Origin of the sequence: Bacillus cytotoxicus NVH 391-98 (genome assembly GCF_000017425.1) — a bacterium.
In the GTDB taxonomy this organism is placed as follows: Bacteria; Bacillota; Bacilli; order Bacillales; family Bacillaceae_G; genus Bacillus_A; species Bacillus_A cytotoxicus.
Genome location: NC_009674.1, coordinates 1,516,419 through 1,534,547, shown reverse-complemented (window position 1 = coordinate 1,534,547; position 18,129 = coordinate 1,516,419). Strand labels below are relative to the sequence as shown.

Here is an 18,129-nt window from a genome sequence, read left to right as displayed (position 1 = left end):
CTGTTAAAAATAGCCTTCAATTGTTTGCTTTCATAAATAGGATTAATACTTCATGTAATTGGGTCACCCTTCCGTTCTTTCCATTTTATTCACACTACTTTTAATATAAGTGAATATTTGAAATACATTCAATATATTTTATTTCAAATAGCAAAACGCTTATACTTCTCAAAATCACTTATTTTGCATTCCAGCGAAAGTTTCGTACCTTCATTTTCATAACTCGTACATATAACATGTGCATACTCATTGAAATAAGAAACAATTTGCCCTTGATCATACGGGATTAACATTTCACACTTTGTATATTCTTTATAAATATGTGAACGAATCATTTCAACTAATTCTTCCATACCAATTTGTTTTTTCGCAGATAAATAAACGCGATCTTTCTTCGTTTTTGGAATTTCCACATCCATCATATCTGATTTATTATATGCATAAATTGTCGGAATGTTTTCAACTCCAATTTGTTTTAATGTTTGATTCGTAATTTCAATTAATTGCTCATAATTTGGATTCGAATAATCGACAACATGAATGAGTAAGTCTGCTTCTGCAACTTCTTCTAACGTTGAACGAAATGCCTTTACAAGATGGTGTGGTAACTTACTTACAAATCCAACTGTATCTGTTAATAAAAATGATTTATTATCCGGAAGCTCAATATTTCGAACAGACGTTTCTAATGTCGCAAATAACATATCCTTTTCAAATACTTGCTTCTCTATAGTTCCATTAAAGATTTCAAGCATTGCATTCATCGTCGTAGATTTTCCCGCGTTTGTATATCCTACTAATGCTACAACAGGAATTTCATTTTTCTTTCGTTGTTTTCGCTGCGTTTTGCGCTGTACAACAAGTGCTTCTAATTCTTTATTCAACACCGAAATTTGCTCTTCAATTTTTCGGCGATCTAATTCCAACTTTTTCTCACCGACACCTTTATTTTTCGTACCAACACCGCCACTTTGTCTTCCTAGCGATTCACGAAGGCCGACTAAACGGGGCATCATATATTGAAGATGAGCTACTTCTACTTGTAGCTGTGCTTCTTTCGTTTTTGCACGCTGGGCAAAAATATCTAAAATTAAAATCGTACGATCGATCACTTTACAGTCTAAGTCTTTTTCTAAATTTCGAATTTGCGAAGGAGATAGCTCATCATTGAAAATAACAATATTCGCATCAACTTCCTTCACATAGGCTGCTACTTCTCCAATCTTTCCTGTTCCAATATAATGAGAAGGATTTACACGTTGTAAATTTTGTGTAACTTGCCCGACAACTTCCACATCACATGCTTCTGCAAGATTTGCTAATTCCTCCATTGAATATTGAAAATCGCTTTCATGCCCTAAATTTACACCAACTAATATTGCTCTTTGTACAAATTCTTCCATACATGTTCCTCCATTTCGATTACGCAAACTAAAAAACACAGGCCACTGCCTGTGTTTTCATAAACGGACAAGGATACACGACAAATAGAAGAATATCGTGCTTCTTCTAAATTCCATGTGCAAAAATCCCCAAACGATATACGTATCCAATATGCATACATATATTCAACCATTCTATTTATAAAGGTAAAACAAAAAGAGGGGGTATTCGTCCCTCCCTCTTTTTCACATATGCGTTTTATAAAGGGTTCCTTTAAAAAATAGGCAGACTAATCCCGTTCACTCCGTACACAGACAGAGGCTTTGAGCACTATTCAATTATCGGCACAAAGTATTGAGACGTAATCTGATAAAAATCAAAGGAGACCCCTCCGTTCATTTAAAGTTACGTAAATTTTAGCATAATTCTATCGTTTCCACAAGAATAATCTCTATATAGGCGTAAAAAACATTTTCATGTTTCATGCACACCTTTTATCATGACAAAATTCTTCCGTACTATTTCATACTTACATCTTGCACAATTTCAAATTCCTCTTGCTGCTCCGCTTTTATTTCATAGTAATAAGAAGGTAGTTCTATACCATGTTCTAAAAAATAATCCTCAATTAATGAAATCATGACTTTCAATGTTTTCACACGTGCATATAATTTATTATTACTAGCGATAATATGCCACTTCGCATTCGGTTGATTTGTTTTTTCAAACATCTCTTCCATTGCTTCCACATACTCATCCCACTTTTCACGATTACGCCAATCTTCATCTGTAATTTTCCATCGTTTAAGAGGATTATTCTCTCTCTCCTTAAATCGCTTCAACTGTTCATCTTTACTCATATGATAAAAAAACTTTCCAATAATGTAATGATCATCCGTTAATACTTTCTCAAAGTCATTGATTTCATCATATGCTCTTGCCCACTCTTCCTGTGTAGCAAACCCTTCCACACGCTCAACTAAAACACGACCGTACCAAGAACGATCAAAAATTGCAATTTGTCCATACCGAGGAATTTCCCGCCAAAATCGTTGCAAATAATGATATCGTTTTTCATGAGGAGCAGGTGCAGCAATAGGTTTCACTTGAAATCCACGCGGATCAAGATGTTCGGTCACTCGCTTAATTGCTCCGCCCTTACCAGCCGCATCCCAGCCTTCCATAACCATAATAACAGCTACTTTTTCTTCTTTTAAAATCTGCTGTAATGCCAATAAATGTCTTTGATATTTTTTAAGTTTCTTATTATACTTCGATTTTGAATCAATTTTTTTCGTTAAATCTACATTAGCAAGCCACTCTTTTTTCATCCAATGTTTCCCCCTCTTTTATACGACAGTATTATTTTACCATTATTTTCATTCTTTTTATTCTTATACAAAAAATAACATTCATTGTATTTTTATATAAAATACAATGAATGTTATAATTTTAATTATCACCAGTTGTCTCCAGCACTGCTTCCAATTCTTTTCTACTCATAACATTGCTCACACAAAATTGCTTTTTGCCGTTTTGATTAATAATTGATCCAATACTCCAACTAGCATTCGTGAGTGACTTAGTAAGCTCAACCGAACAAAAAATCTTCTCCCTTAACACTTTCTTTCAAACAACTATGGCAAACTAGCTTTTTCTTCAAAAATATAATCATAACTTTCTCATCCTTATAATCAAAATATGCATGTATTTTTGCTTACTATGCAAGTAAGATCATATTCCCTCAACCAACTCTTTCTTTTTACATATATCGTATATTGTGACAAAAATGGAGAATACTAACAAATAAAGTTATAAAAGAATAGGGGCTTTGTAAAATGAAACGAAAAATATTTTTCTTACTTACTCTTCTTTGTATAGTATTGCCGATACAAGTAAGTGCCTTTACATTTCAAGAACTTCCTGTTGCCTCAAAGTCTAAACAATGGTATATCGAAATTGATAAATCTTACAACTCAAACAAACAAGCGATACAACCGAAGCAAGGTGTCTATGATACATATAGTTTATTCGTTAAAAATATCGGTAAAGATGTATCAAATGTATCTATAGAAATAGTTGGTAATGATCCATCAGCTAAAACTACATTTAAACCTACTGTACCACATACAAATGTCTCAAAAAGTCATACAAGTTTTGATTATATGGTTTTCCCACTATATTTTACTAGCCATACATTTAAAGTTATCATGACTTGGGAAGAAAAAGAATTTACTTATAACGGGCATCCAGAAAGTAAAAGTAAAAAGATGAAACAAACATTTATATTTACTGAAGAATAACAAATTTTTCAAATCAAAAAGGTGTTTTCTGTGGAGAAAACACCTTTTTCGTTTATTACATTTTTAAATTACTTTTCAATGTCCAATATTTTTCTTGCTTATCTTTCATCGAAAACTCTACCCATCCATTTGGATCTTCACGATGAACTGTTACTTTTGATCCATTCGTTAATGTTCCCATTTCATTTTGTGTAATGTCTGGGATACTCTTAATTTTCAAATCGTATGGATACGGCACTTTATAATATTTTCCAGATGCCTGAACAGCAATTTCTCTATTTCCTAAATCCTTATATGGAATTTCATTTCCTAACGCTTCAACGTCTAAAGTATGTGGGTTTTTCGGTAATCTGTTAGCATTTTTATAATCATTTCGATCAAACGGCTTAATACGCTCCATTAAACCAGCAATTTTTCCAGCCCATTCTGGATCGGATGCATATTTCACATTCATACCAACTAATGTTGGACCATTATAATAGATTGCACCTTTCTCTAAATAACGTTCTCTCACGTAGTTAGCATTGTACGAAATACTATCACGGTATGTTGGTAAATATTTTGCATGATAGAATGGATCGCGATCATATGCACGTAGTCCAAATAAATTATGTTTACGATATGCAATCTCAGATCTTCCATATCCAGATTCTAAAATTGCATGTGCTGCTAAGTAAAGAGCATTTACACCATGTTCATTTTGTGCTGCAATAAAGTCTTGTCCATGGCCAATTAACGGACTATCAGAACGCGATTTCTTAAGAAAATTATCAATTTCTTCTGCTGTTACATTGGAAGCTAATGTTAAATCTAAATTTAAATAAGATTGTTCCGCATTAAATAAAAATTGTGCATATTCCTCACGTGTGACAGTTTTTGACGGATAAAATGCACCCGTTCCATCTCCCTCTGCCATTCCATTAGACTGTAACGCACTAATTGCATCTTTCGCCCAAGAATTCGGATCCACATCATGAAATGTATGATTCGCCTTTACTTTTAAATGATAAGCTCTTTGTAAAATCATTGCCATTTCAGCGCGAGTTAATGAATCCTTTGGTCTAAAGTTTTTGTTCTCATCCCCTGTAAAGATTCCCATCTCCGTTAAAGCTAAAATCTCATTTGGAAACATTGTTGTACTTGCACTTACATCATGATATGGATTTTTATATTCTGCTTTCGCTTCTGGTTTCAATGCACGATAAATAAGTGCAGCTACTTGTTCACGCGTTACGCTGTCTCCCAATCCAAATTTACCGTTGTCATAACCTGCAATGATGTTTCGATTTGCTAAATCATTGATTGCCTCATATGCCCAATGACTCTTTGGTACATCTGAAAATCCTTTTTCTGCCGCAAATGAGGTTGTTGGAACCATTATAACTTGTAGTGCAGCTGTCATTGCTAAAACGTTAGAAATTACTTTTTTCATCTTACTCTTAACACGTTATGTACTTACTTGTCCCGTGTTAACTAGCCTCCTTTTTTCATAAAATACTAGCATTTCATCTATCAAACTCATTCATACTCTCCTCTTCTTATAGGAAGGAGATAAAAATACCCTATGCTACGAGATAAATTAGCTAACGATAAAAGTATACGTTATTAAAATCAACTAATCTAGCCCTATATCTTAAAAATTAATATAAAACGATATATTTCTCTATTTTAATGAAAAATTATATTGTAAAAAAAACAGTTTATCTGAATGCTAGATTTGAAAATCAAATCGCTATTTGACTAATTGGCACTTGAATACGTCAGACCTTTTCCATTTGTACTCCCCTCTTTTTCACTGCTTACAAACTTAAAAAAATAATTTTCTGAATTTAAATAAATAACTTGATTCCTCGGAAAATTTAAATTATTATAAAACACATGTTACCAACAACTTCATAACTGAAACACTCTCGCCTAAAACGTGAGATAGAGGTTGCAGCACTTATGATTATTCTAAAGGAGACACAGAGATGTCAATGAGTTTAGAGGAAAGGAAGTGTTGCCGAAATCGATAAATTTCTCTGCATTTATCGATTGGGGCTGTTTTCGAATAGAAACAGAACTGTCATATATACAGACGTGTATATATGAAGAGCTATCTACAAAAAAGAGATATCATGTTTATACTGATATTCCTTTTTTGGCGATTTTTTTATTAGCTCCGTTTTCTGTTTCCCTTTTCCTGTAACAGCACCATCCTCATCTATTTGAGATGGTGTTTTTTCTTTTCTGTCCGGTAACTACAGGAATATTGGGGATTTTCATATTACTCTCCTATATTACATTTCCTGATGTATTGTGAAAAATAAGCTGAAAGAAGGAATGAACGATGGAAACGATTGTGCAAAAATTCGGCGGTACTTCTGTCGGAAATATTCAACGCATTCAACATGTCGCTAATTTAATGATCGAAGAGTACGAAAAAGGACATAATGTCGTCACTGTCGTCTCAGCAATGGGCAAAAGTACTGACAAACTCGTTGCACTTGCTACTTCTATTACAGAAAATCCAAGTAAGCGCGAATTAGACATGCTGCTGACAACTGGTGAACAAGTAACAATTTCACTCTTAACAATGGCATTGCAAACAAAAGGATATCAAGCGATTTCATTAACAGGTTGGCAAGCTGGTATTACAACTGAACCTGTGCACGGAAATGCTCGCATTACCGATATCCATACAGAGCGAATCCAATCTTATTTACAAGAAGGGACAATTGTTATTGTGGCTGGTTTCCAAGGATTAAGTGAAGAAAAAGAAATTACAACCCTAGGCCGAGGTGGTTCTGATACAACTGCTGTTGCATTAGCAGCTGCTCTTAAAGCAAAGAAATGTGATATTTATACGGACGTAACTGGTGTTTACACAACTGATCCACGCGTTGTAAATAATGCATATAAATTAGATGAAATCTCTTATGATGAAATGTTAGAACTTGCCAACTTAGGGGCTGGTGTCTTACATCCGCGTGCTGTTGAATTTGCGAAAAACCATAATGTCGTATTAGAAGTCCGTTCCAGTATGGAACAAGAAAACGGAACAATTGTAAGGGGAGAATGTAACATGGAACAACAATCCATCGTAAAAGGTATTGCATTTGAAGATAATATTACACGCGTTACAATAAAAGGATTAGAGCATGACTCATTATCAACGATTTTCTCTACATTAGCAGAGGCTCATATTAATGTTGATATTATTATTCAAAGTATTACAAATGAAGGAACTGTGCATCTATCTTTCTCTATTCATTCAAATGATTTAAGAGAAACATTAGAAGCATTAAAACAAAATCAAGAAACACTTCACTATGAATCTGTAGAATATGAAAATCATCTTGCGAAAGTATCCATTGTAGGTTCTGGGATGGTGTCCAATCCAGGCGTCGCTGCCCATATGTTCTCTACATTAAAAGAAGAAAACATTCATGTTAAAATGGTAAGTACATCTGAAATTAAAATATCTGTTGTTATTGATCGTCTACATTTAGTAGATGGTGTAGAAGCACTTCACCAAGCGTTTATGACAAAAGTTGAACCATTGGTACAAATGAATAAATAAACTTGCTACATAACAGCAAAGAATATTTCTTTGTTGTTATTTTTTCTCTAGCTAATTATGATTATGTTACACTATGAAACACGAAATGTTTTCCATATCATTTAAAAAGGTAAGAAAACAATATTGATATAATAAAAAACAATTTCCCCTTTTATATAGTGGAAATTGTTTTTTATTATTTACAAATTAACTTCCAAAAAAGATACCTACAAGAGAGTAGATAATAACTGTGGAAAATAAAATTGTCATATGGAACAGTGAGAAAATAAACAATGATTTTGCCCATTTCTCTGAATCCATTTTTTTATATCCATAAATACTTAAGGCCAACCATAAAATGCTTAATAGAAGCGATACTAACATAAGGCCGATACTTAATGATCCTAAAAGAATACTTATGATAATTAAAATAACTAAATACACATTTGTTTGTATATATGTTCTTTTAACTCCCTTCACTACTGGAAGCATTGGAACGTTCGCAGCCTCATACTCTTTATGTTTACGAATCGCTATTGCATAGAAATGAGGCATTTGCCAAATAATCATAATAATAAAAAGACCGATAATAGCTGGATGTGTCACATCCGGATATATAGCAGCCCAACCGATAAGCGGCGGCATTGCTCCTGAAACACTTCCGATTTCTGTGTTGTAAATGGTTCTTCTTTTGCTCCACATTGTATATGGTACAACATATAAAAATAAACCTATAAACCCTAGTATTGCTGCTAAATATGTCGTTAGCGCAAGGAATACTAAACCAAAAATCGTCATAAATATTCCAAGCCATAGTGCTGTCTTCGGGCTTATATCTCCCGTTACAGTTGGTCTATTTTTTGTTCTCTCCATAATAGAGTCAATATCACGATCATATAAATTATTAAATGCCCCCGCTGCTCCTATTATTAAGATTGAACCTATAAAAGCAAATAGAATCTCTGGTATTTTTTCAAACGGGCTTATTTTATATTTATATAAAGCGAGTGTCAATCCAGCAAACATTGGCACTAAATTGGATTTAATAATTCCAGTTTTAATAGTTTGAGCCAAAATTTCCGGTCGTTGTCTTTGGGCATTTGTTACTTCTTTTTTCCTTCCCATAATATCTTTTCTCCCTTCCATTAAATTATCTTACTACAATAGAACAAATGATTCCTACTTTTTTATCCACTATTTTAGGGCAGTGAAATCTCCATCTAAAAAGTTAAGTACATGAAAGAAAGGCGATGAGAAATAATTGCCCGTTAATATGTGATAAAGAGTATGAATCTTCTCGGTCACTTCATTTTTTCTGCTATGTATCGTTCACAAATTATATACGAATTCGAACTTATATACCACTCGGTATATTAATACCTCATGATATAATTGTCAAGAGAGGGGGGATATTATGAGCCGCCAAAGATTAACCCAAGAACAACGAAAACATGAAACACGAAAGTTACTTTTAGAATCCGCTTTTGAAACATTTGCTAAATTAGGCTTCCATGGAGCTTCTGTTGATAAGATTGCAGAACATGCTGGATTTAGTAAAGGAGCCGTTTATGCTCATTTTCATACGAAAGAAGAACTATTTCTAGCAATTGTAGAAAGACAAATGCATCTATATGTGCAAGATATTTGTATCATGATAGAAAAAGAGCAATCATTAGCAAGCTTTATCGAGAAAATGGACCAATATTCCCATTCTCTTAGACAGAAAACAAAAACATGGAACATGCTTACTATGGAATTTCTTCTATATGCAATGCGTGAGGAATCAGTGCGAGATAAATGGGCAAGATGGATTGCTGATGCGGTAGAACAAATTTCTAAGTCTATTGAAAATTTCATACAAAACGCAGACTATCAAGCTACTTTATCAGCAAAAGAAATAGCGTGGACTATCCTTTCATTAGAAAACGGTATATCTATATTTTATAATATCAGCCAGCAGCATATTCCGATGAATCTATATAAAAAGGCTCTACAAAACATGTTGCTATCCTTCGACACAAACATGTAAAAATTTCTTTCATTACATAATGAAAAGCACATTTTATATCCCATTAAAATGTGCTTTTTTATCACCTTCCCCTCGCTTCCCTACTGATTTAAATCGGGCATATAACTGTCCTGTTTACTGTAACTACTCAATCAGTGCGATACAAAACAGTAAGATAAATAAGATCATGTGCTGATATTCCTAAAAAATTTAGATACGGAATATGATTAATCCTAAATACTATAAAAGCATGTACAATACTTCAAACAGTTCCCGCGTCTTACTCCATATCTAATTTAAAATATGTTATCAAGAGTCCAATTACAGACAACAGCATAGAAACGATTCCTAAATCAATACCGATCACATAAGAAAAACACCTATATAATAACTGTCAATCACTAATTTATACTCGTTTTATGATTATAAAAAAGGATAGCGGTTCTATGATTGAACCAACTATCCTTTACATACTTTCTATTTAAAACAAATGAATGTTTTCCTTCTTACAAGCTTCCCGCATTTCATCAGGCCATACAGAAGATTGAACTTCACCGATATGTGCTTTACGTAAGAAATACATGCACATTCTTGATTGTCCAATGCCACCACCAATTGTTAATGGTAGTACATCTTCTAAAATTCCTTTATGGAAATCGTAATCGCGTTTGAAGTCTTCTCCAGCTTTCGTTAGCTGTTCGTCAAGTGATTGACTATCCACACGAATTCCCATTGAAGATAATTCAAATGAAGATTGAAGTACGGGATGCCAGAATAAAATATCACCATTTAATTTCCAGTCATCATAGTCAGCTGCACGTCCATCATGTTTTTCACCAGAGCGAAGTACATCACCAATTCCAATAATAAAGACCGCACCATATTCTTTCGCAATTGCATGTTCACGCTCTTTCGGTGTTAGCTCTGGATATTTATCTTCTAATTCTTGCGAAGTAATAAATGCAATATCTTCTGGTAAATATTTACCGAGGAATGGGTACTTTTCAAATAAATGGTCTTCTAAATCTTTAAATATTCCATAAATCGTCCGTACTGTCTCTTGCAAGTATTCCACTGTACGCCATTCTTTTTGAACAATTTTTTCCCAATCCCACTGGTCAACGTAAATGGAATGTGTTGCATCAAGCTCTTCATCACGGCGAATCGCATTCATGTTTGTATATAAACCTTCACCAGCTTCATAGCCATATTCATGTAGCGCAAATCGTTTCCACTTCGCTAGTGAATGAACAATTTCTAATTCTTCTCCTGAATGTAGCATATCAAATTCAATTGGGCGTTCTACACCGTTTAAGTGATCATTTAAACCTGATTTTTTCGTTACGAATAATGGTGCAGATACACGGAATAGTCCAAGTCGTTTTGCCAATTGATCTTCAAAGAATGTTTTAACTTCCTTGATTGCGATTTGTGTTTCTCTTACTGTCATTAATGATTGATACATGTCCATTTCCTCCTAAAATGTTTGGATGTAATGGAAAGAAACCAATCAAAAAAGCCTTTCTTCCCCAAAAAACTGGGACGAAAGGCTTTGGTTCCGCGGTACCACCCAAATTAGCAACAGAGGTTGCTCACTTATACAGTACGGAGATACAAATCTCGATACTGTTCTTCTTGTAACGGCGAAGTTCCCGGCTAAGTCTACTTTCCATAGTTGGATTTCGGTTAGCGACTCCAGGAGGTTCTTCATAATAGGTTTCGTATCAGGCTTACACCATCCCTGACTCGCTTTGACTACGTCCTACTACTACTCGTCCTTTCATAGTCTTTTTTGTTGTCACATCTCTGAAACATTTTATTAATGATTATTTTATACAAAAAACAAAGAAAGTCAATGAATTTTTAAAAATATGTTTCAATTCTTTATTTTAAGTCTTTATTGATTGTTGTTAATATGCTATCTTTACTTCTTTTGCCTCGTCAATCCGAAAAACGTTTCACTGACCGAAACGAACATATACACAGCAATTAATATAATCGTTCGAAATATAGAATCCGCAGTATTTCTTATTATTTTCATTTTCTTTGTAATTCCTTTCAATATTACTTGCAAATTCATGATATACTATAGCATTCAAGTCGTTTTTTATTTAAAACAAACATAGTCCTTTATCAAGATTATTTTCTCAATGATTGACTATTATTAAATAATGTCTTTATATAGCGGAGTGATGATGTGAGTAAAACGAAAGCGAAACCGAAAAAAGGTGTAGGACAAGGTACAGGAAGCAAAGGATGGAACCGTTGGCAATCAAGCGCAAGAAAAAAGAAAATTGCAAAGCCATATAAAAATAAAAGTAAAGGGACTAACAAATAAATTTTGTTTTATTTCTTTACTTTGTTCAAAACAAAATAAAATTATTACAGCAAAAAAGCTATGCTTTCATCTAGGTGAAAGCATAGCTTTTTTTACATTTAAATCATAAGTATATCCCGAATTTCTTCCTCCGTAATAGAAAATAATTTCTCTTCCCCCGGTTCAATCACTTCAGCAATTAAATTTTTCTTACTCTCTTGAAGTTCATGTATCTTTTCTTCAATTGTTCCGCGGGCTACTAACTTAATCACTTGTACTGTATTTTTTTGCCCCATTCGGTACGCCCTATCCGCCGCTTGTTGCTCAACTGATGGATTCCACCATAAATCGTATAATATTACCGTATCTGCACCAGTTAAATTGAGACCAGTACCACCAGCTTTTAAAGAAATAAGAAATAGATCTCCTTCTCCTTCATTAAACCGATTGCATAGCTCTACACGCTCTTGTGATGGTGTATTCCCGTCTAAATAAAAGTATGGAATGGCTTGACGATTTAGCTCACGACCAATAATAGAAAGCATCTTCGTAAATTGAGAAAAAATTAAAATACGCTTCCCTGTACTTCTACATTCCTCTAAAATTTCTAACAATTGTTCAAATTTAGCTGAACTCCCCTTGTAATCATCAACAAATAAAGCGGGATGACAACAAATTTGTCGCAATCTCGTTAAACCAGCTAAAATTCTAATTTTATTTTTACGTAACGTATCTTTATCTAAATGCTTTAACGTTTCTTCTCTTAACTTTGCTAAATACGCTGCATAAAGTCGCTTTTGATCTGGTAATAACTCCGATGATTGTAAGTGTTCTATTTTATCTGGCAACTCATTTAATACGTCTTCTTTTAGCCTTCTTAATACAAATGGTTTCACTCGCTTCGCTATATCTTCACGTCTTAAATCGCCGAACTCTTTTTTTCCTGGTAGTAGTTCTGGAAAAACGACATAAAAAATCGACCATAGCTCTTCTAATGAATTTTCTACAGGTGTTCCCGTTAATCCAAAACGGTACTCAGCCTGAATTGTTTTCACCGCTTTTGCAGTTTGCGTCGTATGATTTTTAAATGCCTGCGCCTCATCTAAAAATAATGTATGAAATGGCTCTGAATACAGCCTCACATCTCGTCGTAATAAAGGATACGATGTAATCACCACATCGAAATTCGTTATATTCCTTAAACTATTCTGGCGCTCTATTTGCTTCCCATCTACAATCATTGCTCGTATATGAGGAGCAAATTTTCGAATTTCATGAAGCCAGTTATACACTAACGAAGACGGTGCCACAACTAAGACAGGCAGCTTTTTTTTCCGAATTTCAGGCAAAACGGAGACAATGTACGCAATACTTTGAAGCGTTTTGCCAAGTCCCATATCATCTGCTAATATACCGCCAAAGCGATAATGTGCTAACATCTTCATCCATGCAAATCCATACTTTTGATACTCTCTAAGTACTGTCGTTATTCCCTCTGGTATAGGAAATTTAAGATTTCTAGGATTTTGAATATTTTCTATCAAATCTTGAACAGATTGGTCCATATTTAAAATGTTTCCTTCTTGAAGTGAGCTTAGCCATTTTATACTACGCACAAGCGGTACATTCACTTCTTTTCCTTGTAAAAAATCTTTTCGAATACCTGATTCTTTTACAAATTGGTTGACCTCGTTAAATTCTTTACTTTCAAGTGATAACAAGGATCCATTCGCCAATCGGTAATATTTTCGCTTCTCTTCCAGCGCTGCCAGCACTCCTTTAATTTCAGCTTCTGGAATTCCTTTTATATCAAATCGAAATGATAACCAATCTATTCGCTCTTTTCGCCGTACTCGTACAAGAGGGGCACTGCCCCCTTTTACAATCCGCAACTGAATCGCTGTCGTCGCGTAAACAGTAAGCAACTTTTTTAACCTTGGAACAACATGATATAAGAAATGATATTCCGCTTCCTCATTGTGCATAAAATAGCCGCCTTCCGTTTTCGCAAAGGCACTTTCATCCATAATCCGCAATATTTCCCGCTCTTTCTTCTCATCTCGATTTAAAACAGTCGGTTGCCCCTCTTCTAGCGGATTGATTACAACGTTCCCATATTGAAATTCAAGCCCTGCTAATAAGCGATTTTTCACTCGATCTAAAAATAGTTTTGCTTTTAAAGAAGGCATTTCAAACCTTTCTGATACTACTTCATCCATCCGAACTGTCCCAATCTTCATTAACCCTGGTACAACCTTTTGGATAAACGGCTCTATTTTATCACTTGGAATATGAAATTGATTACGTATGGACTGGTTCATCATCTTTTTTAAGGCAATAAGCCTATTACAATCCTCTACCGTTAAAGAATATAGCTTTCCTTCTAAAAGAGCATACCCATACGCACTCATCACGTCCACCTTTTGCAAGCCAGCAATTTTCAACATATAACCGCTGTTTTCTCCCTTATGAAATGCAAACGTTAAAGGTAACAATCCCCCTGAAATATGAAATCCATTGTGTACTTGCTCATCTTGTATAAAACTCACAAAAGAAGCTTTAGAAAGCAAAGTAAGCATCTCCTCCCAAGAAGCGGGCGGAATAAAAATCATACTTTCATCTTGTTCAGAATGTATTTGCAACGATTCTACGTACATTTTCTCATTTTGATAAATTTGAATAAGTCGCTGAATAATTGTATCTGTTTCTTGTTCGAAACTATGTTCTTCTGGTATGTAAGTAAAATCATTTGTACATGTAAAAGCTTCTCTTCGCTCGACCTGATGTAGAAATTCTCTAATCTTATGTATAAAGTATTGTTTCTTTAACCGTAATTGGATACCTAATACCGCTCCGCCGCTTTTCAAAGATACCGGCACACAAATGAATTCCACATCTAATACTTCACGTGTATCGAAACGATGCTGCTTACTCTTTGGACGTAGCGGCTTTTGGTCAAATAGGTGCAACATACCATTTGCCAATCGCTCATCTTCAGTATATATAGAACTTGATTTTTGATTTATCTCAAGCGATTGCTCTTGTTGAAAATGATTGATGGAGAATAATACAGCTGCAATATGCTGACAGTATAATGGGATAGACGCAAGTGAAGGACATGTACACGTTCCAACAACATTACCATGATTCGCTTTTTCTATCACAACATAAAAATCTTCCGTCCCTTTCACAGTTGCCTCATAACCATTGCTCTCAACATGATAATTTGTAATATGTACCCGATTTTCTCGATAATACGTTTCACCTTTTTTATATGCAGCTTCTCCACATAACCGTTTAATCATTGTTTTATTTACCATACATGTAATCCTTTCTTTGAAATCAAAATCCTCCGCCGACTAAAACGATATTAAAAAATATTAAACCATATATTCATTCTTCTATTCCCATTTTATATAGAACACTTACTCTTATACAACATTTTACATGCATATATACGAAAAGGGATTGCAGCTTTCACACCGCATCCCTTTTTTCTACATGAGTTTTTGAACTCCTTGAACAGCTTCATATCCAAAATACATACCAAATCCAACTAATATGATTCCTGCTGCAAGAGAAATCCATTTCATGATACGATTATTAACAAATTTTCTACCGAAGTGAATCGTCGTTGCCATAAATAAGTCCCAAATCATAATCCCGACAAATATCATAATGCTGTATAGCAAAGCTTTTTCCTTACCTACAGTACCAATCGCACTTGTTAAAACTGCACCGTAGATTCCAATCCAAAATACAATATTAAGCGGATTAGAAATTGCAATGAAAAAACCAGCGGCAAATGATTTCATCGGATGTTCTTTTTCCTCGTTTTCTATACTGTCAACCTGCTTAGAAGCATCTCTTATACTTTCATAACCGAGATACAAGAGTGTAAAAAAACCGAATACCCAAATCATTAATTTGGCAATAGATGTTGTTAAATACGTAGAGACACCAAAATAAATAAGAAACATCATCATAACATCAGCTAACATCGCACCTACCCCTACAAGCCATGCGCTTAAAAATCCGTTTTTTATTCCCTTATTTATTTGCGCAACATTGATAGGACCAACTGGTGCTGATAAAGAACCCCCAAGCAATACGTAACTAAAAAGAACGCTAATCACGGTTCCTCTCATCTCCTTTATATGTACTCCTAAACGAAATGTATATTCCATTATATCCTTTCATCGCAGAAAATTAACAATTTCCTGAATTTAAAAAGAGAAAGAATACTCACCTATCCCGTAACTCTGAAAGCAGAATTCCGTGTTGCAACTTCTCTATCGTATCCAACAGCCAACGCTGCGGAAGACATGCAGCTATTTTTTTACTGTTGTCGGCATAACTTCAATCGGAAAATAATATCCAGCGATTAAGCATGTTGGTAGAATCACTGAAGCTCTCCTTTATACGAAAGCTTTGACCCCTTCTATCACAAGTCCAATTACAAAGCCACATACAGCACCATTGACACGAATCCATTGCAAATCTTTCCCTACATTTTTCTCAATCATTGTAATAAGTGTTTGATCATCTAATTTGTCTAAGTTCTCTTGCACAAGTTGTCCAATTTTTGAATGATTGTTTTCCACAAGTTTCACAATTTGCTTTTGCAACCAATTCTCCATTTTTTGCACTACTTCTGCATCTTCTTTTATTTTATTGAGCTGCTTCATCATAAACGGCAACAAATACTGATCTGTAAATTCTTCTTTTTTAATAAAAGTTACTGCTCTTTCTTGTACTTGGTCTAATAGTTCTTTTATTTTTTCAGCTGCATTCCAGTTCGCAATCCACGTTTCTTTCCATTTTTGTAACTCCTGTAATACTGCTTCATTTTCTTTTACTTGAACGAACTCCTCACGCATTTTCATTATGATAAGCTGTCTCGTACGATTATGAGGATTTTGCAAACTATGAATGTTACTTATGACAAATTTCTGCAATATATTTCCGATTTTTTCTTCATCGACAATGTTCAGAAATGACTTTAATGTGAACTGCAAAAAGCCATCTACTTTTATATTTTCCATCGCTTTCATCCCTAAGCTTCCAAGCTGATACCGCGCTTCATCTTGCGCGGTCCATTCCTTTGCTTTCGCTAACATATAATCAAGCGCCTTCTCATCATATTCTTGCCTTACGAGTTGATCCATTAAAATTTGCAGTATATTTCCTGTATCGATTGTATGCAAGTATGTTTTTAATTCTTTTTCTACAATAACAGCAAGTTTTTCTGTATTCATTTGCCGAATCGCTTTTTCAATAATCGTAACAAATCCTTTTTTGACCGTTTCTGATTGCAGTTCTCTTTCTGCAATTTGTAGTACCATTTGTGTTAACTGCAACTCTTTCAGTTTGCTTGTAATACTTTCCTTTGTCAGCCAATCATTTTCTAATGTTGTAACAAGACCTTTTGTCATACGTTTGCGATTTTTCGGTAAAAGCGCTGTATGCGGAATAGGAAGTCCCATCGGATGACGAAATAAAGCGGTAACCGCAAACCAGTCAGCGAGTCCCCCTACTAACCCTGCTTCAAAACCACCTTGCATAATTTCTCCTGCTACTACATGTTGAAACGGAATAGTAGCAACAAATCCAATTCCCATCACACCAAGAGAAATTCCTGCTATATATTTTGATTGTAATGACATTGTACACACACCCTCTTTATGTAAACTGAAAAATTTGTTCCATCATTATCTGTAAAAGTCCATATATATACTATAAAGAACCTCTTTAAAAATAACAAAGAAAATCCCACTGAATAAAGTTTCACTTTATTGATAGCAGGATTGTTCTCTTTACATATCGAAGCTTTTATATAACAAAATCATGAGGAGGCTTCATAAGTGAGATTAACAGTAATTGGTGGCGGTGATTTACAAAATGGAAATCACCTTCCTATTAACGAAAGGCTTGTAGAACTAACGTATAAACAGTCTCCAAACGTATTATTCATTCCAACAGCGAGTCATGACGATGAAAATTATATTGAATCATTTTTCAATGTCTTTGGAAAACAATTAAACTGTGAGATTCATGTTTTACGCACATTAAATAGGACACCGAGCAAAAAGGAACAGGACGCTCTCATTCATGCTGCAGATCTCATTTATCTTGGCGGCGGAAACTACATCCATATGATGGAATGTTGGAAAACATATGAAATAGATAAAAGTTTACAGCTTGCATTACAAAAGGAAACATTAATTGCAGGAGTTAGCGCTGGCGCTATGTGTTGGTTTACTTCTAGCATTCGTTCAAATGAGGAACGAAATGATTATGCGGAAGCACTTGGATGGGGAATCATCAACAAAAGATTTTGTCCGCATTATCATCAACCAGACCGGGCCATCGCCTTTCACTCACTTTTACAACGTTATGAAGGAAATATAGAAGGTATTGCTTTAGAAGATGATTGTGCCATTTACATTACTGAAAATTCATTTGAGATTATTGGAAAACCAGAAAAAGCTTGGGAATTTTACACGAGTAATGGAGAGCTGAGTAGGCAGCATCTTGACGTTACATTAAAAAGTTATTTATAAAAATAGCAATACCC

General features: G+C 34.5%; 13 protein-coding genes, 1 pseudogene, 1 riboswitch and 1 other annotated feature. Of the genes and pseudogenes, 5 read left to right on the top strand and 9 right to left on the bottom strand.

Annotated elements, in window-relative coordinates; translation table 11 throughout:
- Positions 1-143: 143 nt before the first annotated feature.
- Together hflX and BCER98_RS07550 are read right to left on the bottom strand one after the other, a co-directional pair.
- A complete protein-coding gene (gene hflX / locus BCER98_RS07555) occupies positions 144-1,403 on the bottom strand; it encodes a GTPase HflX (protein ID WP_012093927.1) in 1,260 nt (419 codons plus the stop codon).
- Between the two features lie 498 nt (positions 1,404-1,901).
- The gene (locus BCER98_RS07550) at positions 1,902-2,714 is read right to left on the bottom strand and encodes a polyphosphate kinase 2 family protein (RefSeq protein WP_012093926.1); all 813 of its coding nucleotides are present in this window, start codon (positions 2,712-2,714) and stop codon (positions 1,902-1,904) included.
- Between the two features lie 507 nt (positions 2,715-3,221).
- On the opposite strand from BCER98_RS07550, the gene BCER98_RS07545 reads away from it, so the two are divergent.
- Positions 3,222-3,686, top strand: coding sequence for a hypothetical protein (locus tag BCER98_RS07545; RefSeq protein ID WP_012093925.1), 465 nt, complete (start codon positions 3,222-3,224; stop codon positions 3,684-3,686).
- 55 nt (positions 3,687-3,741) lie between these two features.
- On the opposite strand, the gene BCER98_RS07540 is transcribed toward BCER98_RS07545, so the two are convergent.
- On the bottom strand, positions 3,742-5,118 hold the full coding sequence (locus tag BCER98_RS07540; RefSeq protein ID WP_012093924.1) for an S-layer homology domain-containing protein: 1,377 nt from the start codon (positions 5,116-5,118) through the stop codon (positions 3,742-3,744).
- A gap of 487 nt (positions 5,119-5,605) precedes the next feature.
- A riboswitch (Lysine riboswitch) is annotated at positions 5,606-5,792 on the top strand.
- A gap of 223 nt (positions 5,793-6,015) precedes the next feature.
- Between BCER98_RS07540 and BCER98_RS07535 the strand changes: the two genes are divergently transcribed.
- Positions 6,016-7,248: an aspartate kinase gene (locus BCER98_RS07535; protein ID WP_012093923.1), complete on the top strand. Its 1,233-nt coding sequence runs from the start codon at positions 6,016-6,018 to the stop codon at positions 7,246-7,248.
- A 186-nt stretch (positions 7,249-7,434) separates the two neighbouring features.
- On the opposite strand, the gene cyoE is transcribed toward BCER98_RS07535, so the two are convergent.
- On the bottom strand, positions 7,435-8,352 hold the full coding sequence (cyoE, locus tag BCER98_RS07530; protein WP_012093921.1) for a heme o synthase: 918 nt from the start codon (positions 8,350-8,352) through the stop codon (positions 7,435-7,437).
- Between the two features lie 289 nt (positions 8,353-8,641).
- Between cyoE and BCER98_RS07525 the strand changes: the two genes are divergently transcribed.
- On the top strand, positions 8,642-9,256 hold the full coding sequence (locus BCER98_RS07525) for a TetR/AcrR family transcriptional regulator (RefSeq protein ID WP_012093920.1): 615 nt from the start codon (positions 8,642-8,644) through the stop codon (positions 9,254-9,256).
- Positions 9,257-9,716: 460 nt separating this feature from the next.
- Here BCER98_RS07525 and asnA read toward each other — a convergent pair whose 3' ends face one another.
- Complete coding sequence (asnA, locus tag BCER98_RS07520; protein WP_012093919.1) at positions 9,717-10,700, bottom strand: aspartate--ammonia ligase; 984 nt, start codon at positions 10,698-10,700, stop codon at positions 9,717-9,719.
- 70 nt (positions 10,701-10,770) lie between these two features.
- Positions 10,771-11,028 (bottom strand) — a binding site (T-box leader).
- A 404-nt stretch (positions 11,029-11,432) separates the two neighbouring features.
- On the opposite strand from asnA, the gene BCER98_RS20800 reads away from it, so the two are divergent.
- Complete coding sequence (locus BCER98_RS20800; protein ID WP_012093917.1) at positions 11,433-11,573, top strand: DUF3934 domain-containing protein; 141 nt, start codon at positions 11,433-11,435, stop codon at positions 11,571-11,573.
- A 98-nt stretch (positions 11,574-11,671) separates the two neighbouring features.
- On the opposite strand, the gene BCER98_RS07515 is transcribed toward BCER98_RS20800, so the two are convergent.
- The 4 genes and pseudogenes from BCER98_RS07515 to BCER98_RS07505 form a co-directional block, all read right to left on the bottom strand.
- Positions 11,672-14,872, bottom strand: coding sequence for a DEAD/DEAH box helicase (locus tag BCER98_RS07515; protein ID WP_012093916.1), 3,201 nt, complete (start codon positions 14,870-14,872; stop codon positions 11,672-11,674).
- A 177-nt stretch (positions 14,873-15,049) separates the two neighbouring features.
- Positions 15,050-15,739, bottom strand: a complete 690-nt coding sequence (locus BCER98_RS07510; RefSeq protein WP_012093915.1) for a LysE family transporter — start codon at positions 15,737-15,739, stop codon at positions 15,050-15,052.
- Positions 15,740-15,809: 70 nt separating this feature from the next.
- Positions 15,810-15,958 (bottom strand): annotated as a pseudogene (locus BCER98_RS22920) (ABC transporter permease); the annotation flags it as partial.
- A 12-nt stretch (positions 15,959-15,970) separates the two neighbouring features.
- On the bottom strand, positions 15,971-17,218 hold the full coding sequence (locus BCER98_RS07505) for a DUF445 domain-containing protein (RefSeq protein ID WP_012093914.1): 1,248 nt from the start codon (positions 17,216-17,218) through the stop codon (positions 15,971-15,973).
- 198 nt (positions 17,219-17,416) lie between these two features.
- On the opposite strand from BCER98_RS07505, the gene BCER98_RS07500 reads away from it, so the two are divergent.
- Positions 17,417-18,115, top strand: coding sequence for a peptidase E (locus BCER98_RS07500; protein ID WP_012093913.1), 699 nt, complete (start codon positions 17,417-17,419; stop codon positions 18,113-18,115).
- Positions 18,116-18,129 lie beyond the last annotated feature (14 nt).

Excerpts from the sequence above, each read along its gene's own strand:
- BCER98_RS07540 (WP_012093924.1), bottom strand. The coding sequence starts at position 5,118 with ATGAAAAAAGTAATTTCTAACGTTTTAGCAATGACAGCTGCACTACAA.
- BCER98_RS07510 (WP_012093915.1), bottom strand. The coding sequence starts at position 15,739 with ATGGAATATACATTTCGTTTAGGAGTACATATAAAGGAGATGAGAGGA.
- BCER98_RS07535 (WP_012093923.1), top strand. The coding sequence starts at position 6,016 with ATGGAAACGATTGTGCAAAAATTCGGCGGTACTTCTGTCGGAAATATT.
- BCER98_RS07505 (WP_012093914.1), bottom strand. The coding sequence starts at position 17,218 with ATGTCATTACAATCAAAATATATAGCAGGAATTTCTCTTGGTGTGATG.
- BCER98_RS07545 (WP_012093925.1), top strand. The coding sequence starts at position 3,222 with ATGAAACGAAAAATATTTTTCTTACTTACTCTTCTTTGTATAGTATTG.
- cyoE (WP_012093921.1), bottom strand. The coding sequence starts at position 8,352 with ATGGGAAGGAAAAAAGAAGTAACAAATGCCCAAAGACAACGACCGGAA.
- asnA (WP_012093919.1), bottom strand. The coding sequence starts at position 10,700 with ATGTATCAATCATTAATGACAGTAAGAGAAACACAAATCGCAATCAAG.
- BCER98_RS07525 (WP_012093920.1), top strand. The coding sequence starts at position 8,642 with ATGAGCCGCCAAAGATTAACCCAAGAACAACGAAAACATGAAACACGA.
- BCER98_RS07515 (WP_012093916.1), bottom strand. The coding sequence starts at position 14,872 with ATGGTAAATAAAACAATGATTAAACGGTTATGTGGAGAAGCTGCATAT.
- hflX (WP_012093927.1), bottom strand. The coding sequence starts at position 1,403 with ATGGAAGAATTTGTACAAAGAGCAATATTAGTTGGTGTAAATTTAGGG.
- BCER98_RS07550 (WP_012093926.1), bottom strand. The coding sequence starts at position 2,714 with ATGAAAAAAGAGTGGCTTGCTAATGTAGATTTAACGAAAAAAATTGAT.